Below are 17,408 nucleotides of genomic sequence, written 5' to 3'. Positions count from 1 at the left end.
AAAGGGCCGCATCAGCGATGCGGCCCGAAAGTGCGGGAAGAAGGGACGAGCTTACTCGCCGCCGCCCAGCTGGTGCACATAGACAGTCAGCTGCTTGACGGTGGTATCACCCAGGCGCGCGGTCCAGCCGGGCATGGCGCCATGGCGCGGCTGCCGGATCTGAGCTGCGATCTGGGCCTCGCCATCGACCTTCAGCCAGATGGCATCGGCCAGATTCGGCGCACCGAAGTCGCGATTGCCCTTGGCGTCATCGCCATGGCAGGAGGCGCAATTGTCGGCATAGATCTGCTTGCCGGGTTCCACCATGGCCGCATCATTCGGCGTGCCGGTCAGGCTGACGACATAGGCCGCAACCTGCTTGACCTGCTCCGGCTCGATGATGTCGGCGAAAGCCGGCATTTCGGAGACGCGGGTGTCCGGATCCTGATCGTAGCGGATGCCATGGGCGATCGAGGTGTGGATCGATTCGAGATCACCGCCCCACAGCCAGTCGTCATCGTTGAGGTTCGGGTAGCCGGCACCGCCGGCAGCACCCGAACCATGGCAAGGCGAGCAGTTCACCTTGAAGGCGGCGGCACCGCCGGCAAGCGCAAACTGCGTCAGGTCCTTGTCGGCGACGATCTGGTCGAGCGGCAGGGCGGCGATCTTCTCCAGATAGACCGATTGCGCAGACTTCGCCGCCGTCAGTTCTGCTGCGACTTCCGCGCGGCTGGAATAGCCGAGCAGGCCCTTGGTGTTGTCGGTCAGGAGCGGCCAGGCCGGATACATGATGGTGTAGCCGATGGCCCAGACGATGGTCGCATAGAAGGTATAGACCCACCAGCGCGGCATCGGGTTGTTCAGCTCGCGAATGCCATCCCACTCATGGCCGGTGGTCTCGACGCCGCTGATTTCGTCGATGTGTTTCTTGTCTGCCATTGTTCAATCCTCCTTGAGAGGGATGCTGGCCGCATCGTCGGCAGGCTTCTTGCCGCCCGGGCGGAATGTGAAGAGCACGACACCGACGAAGAACAGGGTCATCGCAAGCAGAGCCCAACTGTCGGCGAACTGGCGCAGTGCAGTGTAGGTTTCCATGGTGTCACCTCAGCGGTAGCCGGTTGCGTCGTCATAGGTGGAGAAGTCGACAAGCGTGCCGAGCATCTGGAGATAGGCGACGAGTGCGTCCATCTCCGTGAGCTTGGCCGGATCGCCGTCGAAATCGCCGACCTTGGCCTTCGGATAGCGCTCCAGAAGACCTGACGTATCGGCATTGGGATCGGCCTGTGCAGCAAGATCGGCCTCCGCCTGTGCCATCATGTCTTCGGTATAGGGCACGCCGACGAGGCTGTTGGCCTTCAGGTCCATCGTGACATTGACGACCTTGAGCGGCGTCGTCTTGAGATACGAGTAGCTCGGCATGATCGATTCCGGCACCACGTCGCGCGGCTCGGTCAGGTGCTGGACGTGCCATTCGTTCGAATAGCGGTCGCCGACACGGGCGAGATCCGGCCCGGTACGCTTCGAACCCCACTGGAACGGATGGTCGTACATCGACTCCGCTGCTAGGCTGTAGTGTCCGTAGCGCTCGACCTCGTCCTTGAACGGGCGGATCATCTGGCTGTGACAGACATAGCAGCCTTCACGGATGTAGATGTTCCGTCCAGCCAGTTCGAGCGGTGAGTAGGGACGCATGCCCTCCACCTTTTCGATGGTGTTTTCGAGGTAGAAGAGAGGCGCGATCTCGACGATGCCGCCGATGGTGACCACCAGAAGCGAACCGAGGAAGAGAAGGCTCGTGTTCTTCTCGAGGATTGCGTGTTTATCAAGAATGGACATGGGAGCCCTCCTCATTCAGCCGGCTGCAGGGCGGCGGGAGCGACCGATCCGGGGATCGGGGCTTCCTGGCGCTCATAGCCGAGGATGGTCATCAGGATGTTGTAGGCCATGATCACGCTGCCCAGCAGGTACATGGCACCGCCGACGGCACGCAGGACATAGTAGGGGAACATGGCGGCAACCGATTCGGCGAACGAGTAGACCAGGAAGCCCTGGGCATCATATTCGCGCCACATCAGGCCCTGCTGGATACCGGCAACCCAAAGGACAGCCGCGTAGACGACGATGCCGAGCGTGGCGAGCCAGAAGTGCCAGTTGACCATGCGCATCGAGTAGAGACGGTTGCGGTTCCACAGCTTGGGCGTCAGGTAGTAGATCGCGCCGAAGGAGATCATGCCGACCCAGCCGAGTGCACCCGAGTGAACGTGACCGATGGTCCATTCGGTGTAGTGGCTGAGCGAGTTGACGGCCTTGATCGACATCATCGGACCTTCGAAGGTCGACATGCCGTAGAAGGCGATCGCAATCACCATCATGCGGATGATCGGGTCGGTGCGGATCTTGTCCCATGCGCCAGACAGCGTCATCAGACCGTTGATCATGCCGCCCCAGGAGGGCATCCACAGCATGATCGAGAAGACCATGCCGAGCGTCTGCGCCCAGTCCGGCAGAGCCGTATAGTGCAGGTGGTGGGGGCCGGCCCAGATATACATGAAGATCAGGGCCCAGAAGTGGATGATCGACAGGCGGTAGGAATAGACCGGACGGCCCGCCTGCTTGGGCACGAAGTAGTACATCATGCCGAGGAAGCCTGCGGTCAGGAAGAAGCCGACGGCGTTGTGGCCGTACCACCACTGGGTCAGCGCATCCTGCACGCCGGCAAAGGCCGAGTAGCTCTTGACACCGAGGAAGGAGACCGGGATCGCGAGATTGTTGACAATGTGCAGCATCGCGATCGTGATGATGAAGGACAGGTAGAACCAGTTGGCCACGTAGATGTGGCTCTCCTTCCGGGTCATGACCGTGCCCATGAAGGTGATCAGATAGGCGACCCAGACCACCGTCAGCCAGAGATCCACATACCATTCCGGCTCGGCATATTCGCGGCCCTGGGTAATGCCCAGCAGATAGCCGGTGGCCGCCATGACGATGAAGAATTGGTAGCCCCAGAACACGAACCAGCCGAGATTGCCGCCGAAGAGGCGCTGGCGCGAGGTGCGCTGAACCACATAGAAGGACGTCGCGATCAGCGCATTGCCGCCGAAGGCGAAGATGACGGCCGAGGTGTGCAGCGGACGCAGCCGTCCAAAGTTCAGCCAGGGCTCGATGTTGAGATCGGGATAGGCGAGCTGCAGGGCCACGACCACGCCGACGAGGAAGCCGACGACACCCCAGAAGACGGTGGCGATGACGCCGTAGCGGACGACTTCGTCGAAATATTCGGATTGCGGCGCCTTGGGCTTGGATGCGGAGGAGGATGCCGTGGTCGGTGCAAACTGCATCCGGCGCAGCATGACGATCGTGCCGCCAGTGAGCACGAAGAAGGCAACCCACATATGGGCTGCAAAGAGGCTGTCATGGGTGAAAGCCACCCCGAGCAGCGCGGCGAAGGCGAGAACCGCCATCACCAGTGTCTCTAACGTATAGTTCATTGTTGGAATCCCCCAACGCTTGCTGATCTCATCGCGGGGGACAGGTCCCGTGGGAGAATCCTCCCGCGTCGAATGCACCAATCGCATTGGCGCCGCACAGCCACCTTGATCCAAGTCAATGCGGCCCCCTGTAAGATTCGCCAGATTCAAAGCGACAATCGGCCTCCTGCCCTGCGGGCACGGCAAGGTCGAAAACAGCACGGCATCGGGCCCGCTGCGCGTGTCTTGAAGCACAGGGGTGGCCATGCGGCGGAGACCCCGTTGGAGAAAACGGACATGCTGACCAACATGCAAAATGGCAAGGCCAACCGGAGCGATGCAACGACCGGCAACCGCATGCTCGATGCGAGCAAGCGTGATCTCGCCTGGCTCCATCGCGCCCATGGCGAACAGTTGGCGTTGTGTCGGGAATTGGAGGATATCGCCGACTCGCTGCCGGCCAGTATCAACAGGCAGAAATGCATCTATGCCGCGAAGGCGCTGGGGCCGCTGATCAAGGGGATCCATCACTACGAGGAGACGGTGCTCTTCCCCATGTTGCAGCGCGATCCGGACGCAGCCGTCCATCTTGAGTCAACACTGGAGCGACTGAAGTTCGAACATTGCGAGGACGAGTGCTTCGCCGAGGAACTGACCGATGCGCTGCTGAAGCTCGGTTCCGGCGAACGGGTTAACATGGAGGCTGTCGGCTACATGCTGCGCGGCTTCTTCGAAGGCATGCGTCGCCACATCGCGTTCGAGCAGGAGCATCTGCTGCAGGGCATCACAGACGACAGCAGGCAGTTCGGGCCCACCTGAACCGCCGCCTCGCACGCCATAGGTCGCCTCAGGCGGCCATGTCTCCGACGACAGAGCCCGCTTCACCGAGCGTCAGCACGGCGCCATTGATGACGCCATCCTTCGATCTGAGCGGACTGAAACGACCCCGCAACTGATCCGCCGTTGACGCATCGCTGTCTGACCGCGTCAGAAAGCATCCCGAGCGTCCCGCAAATGCGGAATCGAGCGCCTCACGCACATAGTCCTGCCTGCCGACGGAAAAAGCCGTCTCGAAGACAGACCGGCCGATCAGCGTCATCGGAGACACGCCGAGCATCTCCGCCATCGATGCATTCGCGAACAGATAACGATAGTCCAGCGTCACGACCGCAACGCGCTCTGGTAGATTGTTGAGAATAGCCTCGTTCAACTGCTCATCATCGACCTCGAAGGGGAGCCGAACCTCGGCAAGATGGACCGGCGGTACGTCCTGCACCTTCTTGGGACCAAAATAGCGTTCGATCAGGAGCGACAACATCGAGGCATGACGCAGCACGCAGGACCGATCATCCGCATCCTCGCGCAGCAGCTTGGTCAGCAAACGCATCTGCAGATAGATGTCATCCAGGTCGGATGCCCGATAGCTGATGAGCGCGCTGATCATTGGATCAATCTCACGATCCAGAACGGCCACAAGGTGGTCGTTACCCGAGCGGATCGCCTGCTGGAGCTGCATATTCTTCAACGATACCGCCTCGAACATTGCGCGCAAATTCGAATCACGGAACTCGCCAAAAGACATTCGCCACCTCTCCCCGCCGTGTGACAAAGTCTCGATCCACGTCACACCTGTTGCGGCGTCCGTAACATGAGGTCGTGTCACCTTCAATGTGTGCATCCGCACGGTTTGGGCCCAGCCCAAAAAATATCCATGCGGATAACCCATGTCATCCGTGACAATTCAGAGCAAAGCAGAACGATTTTGCGGAGGAGAATGCCAAAAACCGGGCAAACTGTCCGATTTCAGTACGTTCGACCTCTAGATCGACCGTTTGATGTCCCAGCGGTCATGGTACCACAGCCACTGCTCGGGATATTCCCGAACCCACGCCTCGACCTTGTTGTTGAGCATCTGCGCAGTCGCGGTGACGTCAATCTGTCCCTTGTCATTGCGTGGCAAAGTGATTCGGGGCTCGATTTCCAGGCGAAAACGGTTGCCGGGCAGCCGGATGCAGCGAGCCGGATAGACTTCGCAGTCGAACTGCCGGGCAAGTTTGGCGAGCAGCGGGTTCGTGCGGACCGGATTGTTGAAGAACTGCGTCTCCAGTCCCTTCTTGAACTTCTGGTCCACGAGCACGCCAACACCACCGCCCTGCTCGAGCTGCCGCGCCAGCGCGAAGGAAGAGCCGGCATGCGAGGGAACGAGGTCGCCCATCCGCTTGCGGCGGAACTCGAACACCTTCTCGGCGATGTAGGGATTGTTCGGCGGCCGGAAGAGGACCGTGACGAACAGCCCGAAGGCGGCACCCGCAACCGGCAACAGCTCGAAATTCGCGGTGTGACCGGTGAAGACGATGAAGGGACGCGGATTATCACGCAGGTCGAGAAACTGCTCGACCCCTGACACCTCCACCCTGCCCTCACCGGGCTTTTCCGGATCGAAATCGAAGAGACGGTCCAGGAAAACATACTCGGCAGCAAGCCGGCCCATATGGCCCCAGCTTGCCAGCGCAATGGCCTCGCGCTCCTCTTTCGACTTCTCCGGAAAGGCATTGCGCAGGTTCACCTGCATCAAGCGATGACGCCTGGTCTTCGGACCGAGCCAGCGCATCAGCCGGTCGGCGAAGTTGATCGCCGCGTCTGCCGGAAAGATCTTGAGCGCGGTCAGAAAACCGAAGGCAATCTGTGCCACGGACCACTGATAGAACTTGCGCAGCGCCAGAACGATGCGGGTGACGAGCATCCGCACCGGGTCAATCCATCTTCAGAATAATCTTGCCGAAGACCTGGCGGCCTTCCATGCGGGCAAGGGCCTTGTCGATGTCATCAAAGGAAACCTGCGTATCGATGACGGGATGCACGAGGCCGCGCGCCATCTTCTGCATGGCGTCTGCCATGTTTTCCATCCGGCAGCCGAAAGAGCCGAAAAGCTTCAGCTGTTGCTGGAAGAGCATCATCAGGTTCACTTCGGTCGACACACCCGAGGTCGAGCCGCAGGTCACGAGGCGGCCGCCGCGCTTGAGGCAGAACATCGAAGCCGCAAACGTGTCCTTGCCGACATGTTCGAAGACGACATCGACGCCCTTCTTCTTGGTGATCTTCCGGACCATGCCTTCGAAGCGGTCGGTACGGTAGTTGATGACGTGATCGGCACCCAGTGCCTTGGCCGGCTCGATCTTGTCGTCGGAGCCAACGGTGGTGATAACAGTGCAGCCGATCTTCTTGGCAAGCTGGATGGCAGCCGTGCCGATGCCGGAACCGCCGGCATGGATGAGGATGGTTTCACCCGGCTGGAGCTTGGCATTGTCGAACAGCATATGCTCGACCGTGCCGAAGGTGACCGGGGCCAGAGCCGCGGCAACCGCATCGACGCCCGGAGGGGCCGGCACAAGCAGGCGGGCCGGCAGGTTGATCTTTTCCTGGGCAAAGCCGTCGAGATGGAAGCCATGTACGCCGGAGACGTTTTCGCAGAGATTGTCGCGGCCTTCGCGGCAGGGCTTGCAGAGACCGCAGGTGCGCGCACCGTAGACGGCTGCCAGCTGGCCCGGCAGGATATTGCCGACGCCGGGACCGATCGCCTCGACGACACCGGAGGCTTCCGCACCGATGACGAGCGGCATCTTGCGCTTGGCGAACGCCATGCCGCGCCAGCCCCAGACGTCGATGTGATTGAGCGCGACAGCCTTGACGCGCAGCGTCACCTCACCCGGACCCGGTGCATCCGGCTCCGGCAGGTCGACGATTTCAAGCTTGCGGTCTTCGACGAGTTGCAATGCGCGCATGACATGTTTCCTTCAGGGCCTACGGGGCGGATGAGGCGTCGTCACGCTCCCATCGTCATGACCGGATCTGTCCCGGGCATCTGCCGACCTTCGTTGTTCTTGCGAGGGGCGTTACTCCTCGGCTTAAAGCCGAGGATGACGTCTCGAATTGTTGGCGCAGGCCTTAGACCGGTTCCCGCGTCATGACAAGGCTGGCGTTCTGGCCACCAAAGCCGAAGGAGTTGGAGAGCACAGCCGAAACCGAGGCCTCCCGCTTCACGTTCGGCACCACGTCGAGCACGATCGAAGGATCGGGGTTCGTGTAGTTGATGGTTGGCGACACCGTGCCGGTCAGCATGGTCTGGATCGAGAACACCGCCTCGACTGCACCGGCGGCCGTCAGCGTGTGGCCGATCATCGACTTGTTCGACGAGCACGGAATGGCATCCTTCAGCCGGTCGCCGAAGACGGACAGCATGGCGCCATATTCCATCTTGTCGTTTTCGGGCGTCGACGTGCCATGGGCATTGATGTAGCCGATGGCCTCTTCGGAGAGACCGGCATCCGCGAGCGCTGCCTTGATGGTTGCGATCGCAGGACCGCCATCCGGCGAAGAGCGCGTACGGTGGAAATGGTCGGCCTTTTCGCCGCAGCCCTTGATGATACCGAGCACCTTGGCGCCACGGGCAACCGCTGCTTCAAGCGATTCCAGCACGAGCGTTGCGGCCCCTTCGGCGATGACGAAACCATCGCGTTCCTTGCTGAAAGGCTTCGACGCCTTTTCCGGCGGATCGTTCTGGGTCGAAAGCGCCGAGAGCAGCGAGAAGCGGATCACCGCTTCCGGGCTGATCGAGCCATCGGTGGCAACCGTCAGCGCACGCTCCGTGCGACCCTGACGGATCGCCTCTACGCCGAGCTGGATGGCGGTGGCACCGGAAGCACAAGCCGTCGACAGCGTCACAGGCAGACCACGCGTCCCGAACTTGTCCGCGAGACGCTCGGAGATCGAACCGAACTGCACGGCTTCGAGGAAGACCGGATCCGGCTTTTCGCGCATGGCTGCCAAAAAACGGTCATAGGCGTCGCCCGGCTGGGTCGAGGCCGGAGCCCGTTCGGCGAGCGCAAAGCGGTCATGCCATTCCGGCTCGACCGGCGGAGCGGCAAGGAACAGCGGACCGTTGAAGTCGCCATTGATGCCAGCCTGAGCAAGCGCCTCAATGGTCGTCTCACGGGCCAGCGCATAGGAACGCTCGACGGCATTGTTGGCGGGTACGGCGATGAAATCGACGGTGCCACCGATGCGCGTGGACATACCCTCGGTATCGAAACGCTTGATATAGTGGATACCTGATAGTCCCGAGGTCAGCTTCGACCAGTTGTCGGAAAGCCCCTGGCCGAGCGACGTGATGACGCCCATGCCTGTCACGGCGATGATCGGGCGTCCGAGATGATCCTTGAAACGGCTGTCGGTCATGGATCTATCCTCCTCACGCATTCGCCGAGAGCACGGCAAGGCCTTCGCCCCGCACATAGCCGACGGTGGAGATGATGGCATGTTTGGCGGGGCCAGCCTGAGCAGCTTCGCTCGCCGGATCGAAGGCAGGCACCGTGGCGCCCGCATCGATGGCAAGCGCTGCAAGCGCCAGACCCGCCGGGAACTGCGCTTCGACCGAATGACCGATCGAACCGGCATAACCACGCACCGGCATGCCGGCGAAACGTTCCGCTAGGTGAGCCTTCTCCCGTTGCGTCAGTTCGGCCAGACCGGAGGCGCCCGAAAAGACGACGGTATCAGCAGCCGACAGGGACGCGGCTTCCGGCACCATGCGGCCCAGACGCGCTTCGAGCTTGCCCTCGTCGCGATTGCCGCGATCGCCTTCGACAGCATCCAGCACGGCATAGATATGCGCGCCACGCGCTTCGGCATGTTCGCGGGATTCCAGCACCAGGAAGGCGCCGACCGTGCCGAGGATCATGCCGCCACCCGAGGAACCATCGCGCGACCAGAGCGGCTGCCACGGACCGGTCTGATGGGCACGGATGCCCTCGACCAGCAACAGGATGTCAGGGCGTTCGGATATGAAGGCACCGCCGACGAGCGTATGGGTCGACTGGCCGGCCTTGATGCGGGCGAAGGCTGTCTCGATCGCCGAGATGCCGGCTGCTTCTTCGCCCATGAAGGTGCGCGAGGAACCGGTGACCTTGTGAACGATCGAGATATTGCCGGCGAGCAGGTTGGAGAGCTGCGCCAGGAACAGCGTTGGACGAAGCTCGGTCTTCAGCTTCTCGATCAGGAATTTTTCGCGGTCGTTGCGCTGCAAAGCCTCGTCGACGATCAAGCTGTCGACGGCTATGTCACGCTCGCCACCACCGGCAGCCACGATCAGGTCCATCGAGCCACAGGCGTCGACATCGTCCTTCATGCCGGCATCGTCGAGCGCGAGGCCCGCTGCAAAGACGCCGAGGCGCTGCCAGTTTTCCATCTGGCGCTGGTCCTTGCGCCCGATCTGCTCCGACCAGTCGATCTCGGGCAGCTTGTGCACGACATAGGGCGCGAACTTTTCGGTCTCGAGCACAGGCTCCGGTGCCGTCTTGGCAGAAAGCAGCGCGAGATGCGCATCCTTGCCGGTGCCGTGGCAGGTGACGATCCCCACGCCGGTGATCACCACATCATTCGGTTGTTTGACCATATGCAATCCTTTCGCCGGCAGGCTGGCCAGCGTAAAATGCGGGTTTTCCCGAATAAGGCCCCAAGGTCAATAGGAATTGCGCCCTTGCGGCCGAATGCGCCTTAAGCCTGGGCGGCCATCGCGGCCATAAGACCGACTTCCTCTGCGCGCTTGCGCACGATCGGGGCGAGCGGCACTTCGGAGAAGGGCATGGTGCGCAGCTTCAATTGCGCGTCACAGACCTTCTTGCCGCCGCTCGTGATCTTCGCCTTGGTGACGGCAAAGCCCGATCCGTCGTGCTCCAGCTCCGCCTCGATATCGAGCACGGCGCCCGGTTCGACGAAGGTGCGCATCTTGGCGCCATCGACCGACATCAGGAAAGGCATGGCCTCGAAGTCCTTGACCGCCAAGAGCAGCATGCCTGAGGCTTGCGCCATGGTCTCAATCAGAAGCACGCCGGGCACCAGCGGCATGCCCGGGAAATGCCCTTCGAAAACGGGGCTTTCCATCGGCACCACGGATGTGGCCTTCAAACGACCAAGGCCGAGATCCACGCTCTCGACCTTGTCAATCATCTGGAAGTATTCAAGCAGCATGACGATGTCCGCTCCTTTGGAGACGGGTCAGCCCTTGGCGGCGCGAAGTTCGTCGATCTTGGCGCAGAGGTTCTTCAGCACGAAGTACTCTTCGGTCGAAACCTTGCCTTCGTTGACTTCCTGCGTCCACTGCTCGAGCGGGATCTTGATGCCGAATTCCTTGTCGATCGCAAAGACGATGTCGAGGAAGTCGAGGCTGTCGATGCCGAGGTCATCGATCGTGTGGCTTTCCGGCGTAATCGTCTCGCGATCGATTTCGCTGGTCTCAGCAATGATGTCGGCAACTTTGTCGAATGTAGCGGTCACGCCAGTACCTCATATGTCTCAAATTCTGGGTTCCACATAAGGAAAACACCGTCAAATGCCAATGGTGGTTTTGTGCAACAGCGAAATTTGGGCCGGAAGTGTTGCCTAAACAGCAATCGAATGCCGTCCCTTGCCATTCGAAAGATAGCTGTCGAAGACCGCAGCGATGGTGCGGGCGAAGGGACGACCGGTATCGGTGATGACGAAATGTTCGTCCTCGAACAGACAGATCCGGTCCTGGTTGGACTGGGCAAACGCCCTAGCCTCCGAGATGATCGCATCAACGGCATCGCCGAATTCAGACCGCAAGTCTTTAAACGAGACGGTGAAGCGGCACATGATCTCCTCGATCACCCGGCGGCGCAGCCTGTCGTCCTCGCTCACCTCGACACCGCGAACCGCAGCGAGCCCGCCCGCATCGGCCATACGCTGATACTCGCCGGTCGCCGGCATGTTCTGCACATAACCCTGCGGCAATTGCCCGATCGAGGATGCCCCGAGCCCGATCAGGGCTTCCGCTGCGTCATCCGTATAGCCCTGGAAGTTGCGACGCAGGCGCCCTTCCCTCGCTGCAATCGCCATCCGATCGGACGGCAGCGCGAAATGGTCGATGCCGACAGGCTCGTATCCGGCAGCAACGAGCATGGAGGCGGCAAGGCTCATCTGGGCGAAACGCGCCTCAAGCCCCGGCAGCACCTCTTCCTTGATCATCGTCTGATGCTTCTTCATCCACGGCACATGCGCATAACCGAAGAGCGCGATGCGATCGGGGGCAAGCGACAGGATGTCCTTGACCGTCTCGGTCAGCGTCGCCTCGGTCTGATGTGGAAGGCCGTAGAGTATGTCGCAGTTGACCGAATGCACGCCCCGCGCCCGGACGGCCTCGACAACTGTTTTCGTATGTTCGAATGTTTGGATACGATTGATGGCCTTCTGCACCTCAGGGTGGAAATCCTGAACACCAAGGCTGGCGCGCGTCATGCCGATGGCAGCGAGTGCATCATAGCGCGGTTCGTCGAGATCGTTCGGATCCATCTCGACGCTGATTTCGACGTCGTCCGCAAAGCGAAAGGCGGCGCGCAGCGCGGCCATCAGGTCGAGCATATCCTCCGGTCGCAGCATGGTGGGAGATCCGCCACCGAAATGAACGGCGGTGACGACGGCGTCGCGGCTGACCAGCGCACCGACGGCTGAGATCTCCTTCTTCAACGATTCCAGATAGATCGCGATAGGCTCATATTTCAGCGTATGCTTGGTGTGGCAGGCGCAGAACCAGCAGAGCCGGTCGCAATAGGGGATATGGAGGTAGAGCGAGATTCGCTCCCGTCCAGTGAGCGCCGTGAGCCACTGCGCATATTCGCCGCAATCGACACCGTCGTGAAAATGTGGCGCCGTCGGATAACTCGTATACCTTGGGACAGCGCTGGAATACTTGGTGAGAAGGGAATTCTGCATGACTTTGCGCTGCCTTGAGATGTGTCGAGCTACGACCAAAGATAGCGCCGTCAGAGATTGTGGCCTTTGACTTCGATCAATTTGCTGATACATTTCTCACGTAGAGTTTATTGAAACTCAGCGGCCCGAGGAGGGCACTCGACCGGACGCAGCCCTCGTGGCGCCGAGCGGTCTGACGGGATGGCTTGACCATGGACACCTACAGAAAAAACCTCCCGGAATGCGAGGCTCCAGTGGTCTGCCGTTCCTGCGAAGCCCGTCACGGCGGCCTCTGCTCGGTGCTCACCTCGGCCCAGCTGGTCGAACTCAACCGTCACTCGATTCGCCGACGCGTCGATGCCGGCAACGAAGTGATCGGTCAGGGCGAGCAGGTCGGCAGTTACAGCAATATCCTGAAGGGTGTGATCAAGCTGTCGAAGATGATGGCGGACGGCCGCCAGCAGATCGTCGGCCTGCAGTTTGCCCCCGACTTCCTGGGTCGCCCCTTCCTCGGCGAAAGCACGATCACGGCGGAAGCCGCGACCGATACCGAGATCTGCACCTTCCCGCGCAACATCGTCGACCGCATGGTTGGCGAGGTTCCGGACATGGAGCGCAAACTGCACGCCCAGTCGCTGAAGGAGCTCGATGAAGCCCGCGACTGGATGCTGACTTTGGGGCGCAAGACGGCCCAGGAGAAGGTAGCAAGCTTCCTCTACCTGATCGCGACTCACATCGATCCGGAACGCGAGGGTGCCCAGACCTTCGACCTGCCGCTGTCGCGTGCCGACATCGCCGACTTCCTCGGCCTGACGATCGAGACCGTGAGTCGCCAGATGACAAAGCTCCGCAAAGATGGCGTGATCGTCATCGAAAACAATCGCCATGTGATCGTGCCGAAGCTCGAACGCCTGCGCGACGCGGCTGGTATCGACTGAACCGACCAGCGCCCCCAGTTAATCCAGACTGCCCGCCGCCCGACGCAGTTGCAGCGTTGCTCCGGTATTTCTAGACTATCCGCACAAGAAACCAGAGCAGGCCCACCAGGCCTGCCATGATCGTGCATGCCGTGTAGAAAAGGCGAATGCCGATCCGAATGTCTTCGGGCCCGGCATCGCCGCGTCCGGCCGCATGCATCATCGGCTCGCTCACACGCACACCGCCATAGACGCGCGGTCCTGCGAGTTGCAGATCGAGGGCACCTGCCATGGCCGCCTCGGGCCAGCCGGAATTGGGCGACCGATGCAAGCCGCTGTCGCGGAGCGCGGCAGACTGGGCCCGCCGACCGGCTGCCGCCCCAAGCCGCACCGCAGCGGCCACCGCAATGAGACTTGCGGAGAGCCTTGCCGCCGGCCAGTTGGCGAGGTCATCGAGCCGGGCGGACGCCCAGCCGAAATGGAGGAAGCGCTCGTTCTTGTGGCCGATCATCGAATCGGCGGTGTTGAGCATCTTGTAAGCCAAGATGCCCGGCAGTCCTGCGACAGCATACCAGAACACCGGCGCCACGACGCCGTCGGCGAAATTCTCGGACAGGCTCTCGATCGCAGCACGGCAGACGCCAGGCTCGTCCAGCGTCCTGGGATCTCGACCGACGATCATTGCAACCGCGCGACGTCCGCCCTCCAGTCCCTCCCGCCGGAGACCATCTGCAACCGCCTGCACATGGTCACCAAGGCTCTTCTGCGCCAGGAAGACTGCGACAACGACGACCTCGAGCAAAATGCCGACGGCACCGAGATGGTCGAAGACCGATGACAGGATCATGCCGCAGGCGGCAGACGCACCGAGCAGAACAAGGATCGCAAAAACGCCGTTCAGTCGACGGCCCTCCGCCGTGAAAGTGGTGCGATTGAGCGGCTTCTCCAGAAAATCGATCGCCTTGCCGAAGACGACCACGGGATGCGGAACGCGCTGCCAGAGCCACGGCGGATCACCGACGATCCGATCCAGCACGATGGCGGCCAGAAGCAGCAGCAGGTGGCTCATTTATCTGTCCTTTGGAACATCTTCAGTGCGGCCAGCAGGCGGGCATCACCTCCCGCGTCCGGTGCAAGCCCGAAGCGCAGCCAGTCCGGCCGATAGTCAAACTTGCGGGTCAGGATGTGATGGCAGCACAGGTGGTGATGCAGCGCTTCGGCTTCTCTATCCTCGACCAGCCGAAACAGGTCGGCGCCGCCGCGCACCACAAGGCCAGCCTCGCCTAGAGCCTGATCGAGCCCCTGCAAACGCTGCATGATACGGTCACGGATCACATCCGTATCAGAAGACATCAGTTGTTCGGCAACCACAAGCGCCGGCCCCGAGACCGCCCAGGGACCGAGCCATTCCGAAAAACGCGCGGTCACGCTGTCTGCGGCGATGACGAAGCCGAGACGCACACCGGCAAGCCCGAAGAACTTGCCGAAGGAGCGGAACACGATGAGGTTTGCCAGTCGCTCCGCCGCCATGCTCTGTTCGGGATGCATGTCGCCGAAAGCTTCGTCAACGACAAGATAACCATGCCGCCTATCAATCGCGGCGGCGAGTGCCCGGAGTTCATCCCGAGCGAACAGGCGGCCATCCGGATTGTTCGGATTGACCACCACCACCAGCCCATGAGCAGCCGTGATTTCCGACAGGTCCTGAACCGCGTCTACCGCAAGCCCCGCAAGCTTGAAGGCACGGACATATTCCCCATAGGTGGGGGAGACCACGGCGACACGAACACCTTCAGGAACAAGCTTCGGCAAAAGCTGGATCACCGCCTGCGTCCCGGGCACTGGCACGGGCAGCCGCGTTCCGGAGCGGTAATAATGCCTTGCAGCCACGCGCGCCGCCATCTCCCGCTCCTGATCCGGCAAGCGGTGCCAGACGCGCATCGGGATCTCGGGCAAGGCGACCGGGCACGGATTGATACCGGTGGAAAGATCGAGCCAGTCCTCGATCCGGCCACCAAACTGCGATGCGGCTGCGGCGAGCCCGCCGCCGTGTTGAATCGGCCCGTTCATGGTCGATCCCCCGCAAGGTCGATCAGGTGCATGTAGGATCCGGCAACAGATCCGCGCCGCAGGCCGACCTCACCAAGCGTTTCACCAAGCGCATCCTCAGCCTCGAACAACCGGTCTCCGCGACCTTCCGACACGACGGTCGAATAGTGGAACTCATGGCCGCAGTAGCAGCCGGACAACAGATCCGGTGCGAGCGAACGTAAGCGCCGATAGCCGAGATGCCGCTTGCGAACCGCATAGCTCGTCACCAGCGGCAGAAGGCCGAGCATGGCGTGGCGATGCCCATCGGCATCAACAAGCCCCTCTCCGAGCACCATGTATCCCCCGCATTCCCCGTAGATTCGAAGGCCTCGCCCCGCCGCGGAACCCATGCCGGAGCGAAAATGCGCGGCCTGTGCCAGGATGCCGGCATGCAGCTCCGGATAGCCGCCGGGCAGGTAGATGGCATCGACGTCTACCGCCGGCGCCTCGTCAGCGAGCGGAGAAAAGAAGGACAGTTCCGCGCCCTGCCGGCGCCAGCCCTCGAGCAGATGGGGATAGGAAAAGGCGAAGGCTACGTCGCGAGCGACGGCAACCCGTTGACCGGGTGGCGGGAGACCGTCCACCGCCCCCACCGGGCAATCCAGCGCCGCATGTTTTGACAGGGCCAGCAGTGCATCCAGATCCACGCCGCTCTCAACGGCATCGGCCGCCCCTTCGATGAAGGTTTCTAGAGCCGCATGTTCACCGGCCTGAACAAGACCAAGATGCCTCTCCGGCAGCGAAAATTTCGGATCCGTCCGCAGGCAGCCCAGAACGGGGACCTCCGTCTGTGCCATGGCCGCGCGTAGCATCGCCTCGTGCCGATCGCTGCCGACACGGTTGAGCACGACACCCGCAACGCGGACATCATGACGAAACCGGGCAAAACCGGTCACTAGCGCGGCAACGGATTGCGAGGTGCGCCCGCAATCGACCACCAGCACCACGCAGAGTGACAGCGACGCCGCGAGATCCCCGGCGCTGCCAGTCCCGTCAGCGGCCCCATCGAACAGCCCCATCATCGCTTCAATCACAAGCACGCCAGACGCGGCCAGCTGCCCGGCCTGCGCCCGCAGCAGGGCTGGCCGCATGGCCCAGGGATCGAAGTTGAAACAGGCAGCACCGCTTGCGGCCGCATGGAACGCCGGATCGATATAGTCAGGCCCGGCCTTTCCGGGTGCCACGCAGAGGCCACGGCGACGAAGCGCCCGCATCAGTCCAAGCGTCACCACCGTCTTGCCGGAACCGGAGGCCGGCGCGGCAATCAGCAGTCCGCTCATGCCGTGTCTTTCCGGTCCACGGCAAACGGATCGGGCATGAGCTTGCGCCCGGACAGGGCACCCAGCCAGTCAAGCGAGGGACGAAGCCGCACAACATCGCCGATGACGACGATGGCGGGTGGCTCGATGCCGGCCGCGATCATGTCCGCCTCGGCGCGCCCGAGTGTCGTCTCCAGCACACTTTGCTGCGGGGTCGCCGCATTGCAGACGAAGGCCACCGCCTCGTCCGGCCTGCGTCCGGCAGAGATCAGATTGGCGGTGATCTGCCCCATGTGCTTCATCGCCATATACATGACGATGACGGGCGATCCGCGTCCGATGGCCTCCCAGTCGATCCGGTCGGGAACAACGCCGGAGGAATCATGGCCTGTCAGGAACGTCACGGCGTGGTTGACTTCCCTGTGGGTGACGGGAATGCCTGCATAGGCGAGACCGCCGATGCCTGCGGTGATACCAGGCACGATGCGAAACGGAACACCATATTCGATCAGTGTCAGGGCCTCCTCGCCCCCACGACCGAAGACGAAGGGGTCGCCCCCCTTGAGGCGCAGAACGCGATGACCAGCCTTGGCAAGTTCGACGAGCCGCAATGAAATATCGCGTTGTTTGGCGGAAGGCTTTCCACCGCGCTTGCCCGCATATTCGAGCACGGCACCGGTTCGGGCCAATCTCAGGCAATCCTCGTTGACAAGCGCGTCATGCACGATCACGTCGGCCTCCGAGAGACTCTTGGCGGCCAGCAAGGTCAGCAGCCCAGGATCGCCAGGGCCTGCCCCGGCAAGCCAGACATGGCCAGGCTCGAGGCCCGGCAGGCTCATGGGCAGGGCAAGACGCATCGTGTCACTCATGTCCATGGTCTAGGCCCCGTCCGGCAAAATTGCAATTCCGATGAGGCAGTTTCCAGCCCC

At 61.8% G+C, this 17,408-nt stretch carries 18 protein-coding genes; 2 read left to right on the top strand and 16 right to left on the bottom strand.

From position 1 onward, the window contains the following. Window positions 1-51: 51 nt before the first annotated feature. Genes ccoP through ccoN form a run of 4 tightly spaced genes read right to left on the bottom strand, consistent with a single transcriptional unit; the run spans window position 52 to window position 3,467 of the window. Window positions 52-918 (bottom strand): cytochrome-c oxidase, cbb3-type subunit III, encoded by an 867-nt coding sequence (ccoP, locus tag J2045_RS12795; RefSeq protein WP_307373216.1) that lies wholly within the window; start codon window positions 916-918, stop codon window positions 52-54. Between the two features lie 3 nt (window positions 919-921). Further along, window positions 922-1,074: a cbb3-type cytochrome c oxidase subunit 3 gene (locus J2045_RS12790; protein WP_307373214.1), complete on the bottom strand. Its 153-nt coding sequence runs from the start codon at window positions 1,072-1,074 to the stop codon at window positions 922-924. Between the two features lie 9 nt (window positions 1,075-1,083). Further along, complete coding sequence (ccoO, locus tag J2045_RS12785) at window positions 1,084-1,815, bottom strand: cytochrome-c oxidase, cbb3-type subunit II (protein WP_307373211.1); 732 nt, start codon at window positions 1,813-1,815, stop codon at window positions 1,084-1,086. 11 nt (window positions 1,816-1,826) lie between these two features. Continuing rightward, the gene (gene ccoN, locus J2045_RS12780; RefSeq protein WP_307373209.1) at window positions 1,827-3,467 is read right to left on the bottom strand and encodes a cytochrome-c oxidase, cbb3-type subunit I; all 1,641 of its coding nucleotides are present in this window, start codon (window positions 3,465-3,467) and stop codon (window positions 1,827-1,829) included. A gap of 276 nt (window positions 3,468-3,743) precedes the next feature. Between ccoN and J2045_RS12775 the strand changes: the two genes are divergently transcribed. Then, a complete protein-coding gene (locus J2045_RS12775; RefSeq protein ID WP_307373207.1) occupies window positions 3,744-4,265 on the top strand; it encodes a hemerythrin domain-containing protein in 522 nt (173 codons plus the stop codon). 28 nt (window positions 4,266-4,293) lie between these two features. Here J2045_RS12775 and J2045_RS12770 read toward each other — a convergent pair whose 3' ends face one another. The 8 genes from J2045_RS12770 to hemN form a co-directional block, all read right to left on the bottom strand. After that, a complete protein-coding gene (locus J2045_RS12770) occupies window positions 4,294-5,172 on the bottom strand; it encodes a PAS domain-containing protein (RefSeq protein ID WP_307373206.1) in 879 nt (292 codons plus the stop codon). 93 nt (window positions 5,173-5,265) lie between these two features. Further along, on the bottom strand, window positions 5,266-6,189 hold the full coding sequence (locus J2045_RS12765) for a lipid A biosynthesis lauroyl acyltransferase (RefSeq protein WP_307373343.1): 924 nt from the start codon (window positions 6,187-6,189) through the stop codon (window positions 5,266-5,268). 10 nt (window positions 6,190-6,199) lie between these two features. Further along, entirely contained in the window at window positions 6,200-7,228 is a 1,029-nt protein-coding gene (locus tag J2045_RS12760) for a zinc-binding dehydrogenase (RefSeq protein ID WP_006726181.1), read from the bottom strand. Window positions 7,229-7,391: 163 nt separating this feature from the next. After that, window positions 7,392-8,681 carry a beta-ketoacyl-ACP synthase gene (locus tag J2045_RS12755; RefSeq protein WP_307373204.1) on the bottom strand — a complete coding sequence of 430 codons (1,290 nt, stop codon included), beginning with the start codon at window positions 8,679-8,681 and terminating at the stop codon, window positions 7,392-7,394. A 13-nt stretch (window positions 8,682-8,694) separates the two neighbouring features. Further along, window positions 8,695-9,897 carry a beta-ketoacyl-ACP synthase gene (locus J2045_RS12750; protein ID WP_307373202.1) on the bottom strand — a complete coding sequence of 401 codons (1,203 nt, stop codon included), beginning with the start codon at window positions 9,895-9,897 and terminating at the stop codon, window positions 8,695-8,697. A 101-nt stretch (window positions 9,898-9,998) separates the two neighbouring features. After that, a complete protein-coding gene (locus J2045_RS12745; RefSeq protein ID WP_166599756.1) occupies window positions 9,999-10,472 on the bottom strand; it encodes a 3-hydroxyacyl-ACP dehydratase FabZ family protein in 474 nt (157 codons plus the stop codon). 27 nt (window positions 10,473-10,499) lie between these two features. Continuing rightward, entirely contained in the window at window positions 10,500-10,778 is a 279-nt protein-coding gene (locus tag J2045_RS12740; protein ID WP_003502893.1) for an acyl carrier protein, read from the bottom strand. Window positions 10,779-10,883: 105 nt separating this feature from the next. After that, complete coding sequence (hemN, locus tag J2045_RS12735) at window positions 10,884-12,233, bottom strand: oxygen-independent coproporphyrinogen III oxidase (protein WP_307373177.1); 1,350 nt, start codon at window positions 12,231-12,233, stop codon at window positions 10,884-10,886. 191 nt (window positions 12,234-12,424) lie between these two features. Here hemN and J2045_RS12730 point away from each other — a divergent pair, with 191 nt between their 5' ends. Beyond that, a complete protein-coding gene (locus J2045_RS12730; RefSeq protein ID WP_307373175.1) occupies window positions 12,425-13,150 on the top strand; it encodes a Crp/Fnr family transcriptional regulator in 726 nt (241 codons plus the stop codon). Between the two features lie 70 nt (window positions 13,151-13,220). Here the strand turns inward: J2045_RS12730 and cbiB are convergent, their stop codons facing one another. Genes cbiB through cobA form a run of 4 tightly spaced genes read right to left on the bottom strand, consistent with a single transcriptional unit; the run spans window position 13,221 to window position 17,354 of the window. Next, complete coding sequence (cbiB, locus tag J2045_RS12725) at window positions 13,221-14,198, bottom strand: adenosylcobinamide-phosphate synthase CbiB (RefSeq protein ID WP_307373173.1); 978 nt, start codon at window positions 14,196-14,198, stop codon at window positions 13,221-13,223. Then, window positions 14,195-15,199, bottom strand: a complete 1,005-nt coding sequence (cobD, locus tag J2045_RS12720) for a threonine-phosphate decarboxylase CobD (RefSeq protein WP_307373171.1) — start codon at window positions 15,197-15,199, stop codon at window positions 14,195-14,197. The genes cbiB and cobD overlap by 4 nt, the downstream gene beginning before the upstream one ends. Then, window positions 15,196-16,500 (bottom strand): cobyrinic acid a,c-diamide synthase CobB, encoded by a 1,305-nt coding sequence (locus tag J2045_RS12715; protein WP_307373169.1) that lies wholly within the window; start codon window positions 16,498-16,500, stop codon window positions 15,196-15,198. Before J2045_RS12715 ends, cobD begins: the two co-directional genes overlap by 4 nt. Next, entirely contained in the window at window positions 16,497-17,354 is an 858-nt protein-coding gene (cobA, locus tag J2045_RS12710) for a uroporphyrinogen-III C-methyltransferase (RefSeq protein WP_307373167.1), read from the bottom strand. Before cobA ends, J2045_RS12715 begins: the two co-directional genes overlap by 4 nt. Window positions 17,355-17,408: the final 54 nt, after the last annotated feature.

The organism is Peteryoungia aggregata LMG 23059 (genome assembly GCF_030814435.1).
GTDB classification, from domain to species: domain Bacteria; phylum Pseudomonadota; class Alphaproteobacteria; order Rhizobiales; family Rhizobiaceae; genus Allorhizobium; species Allorhizobium aggregatum.
Note: the sequence above shows the minus strand (reverse complement) of the source record. Positions and strands in the feature narration are given on the sequence as shown.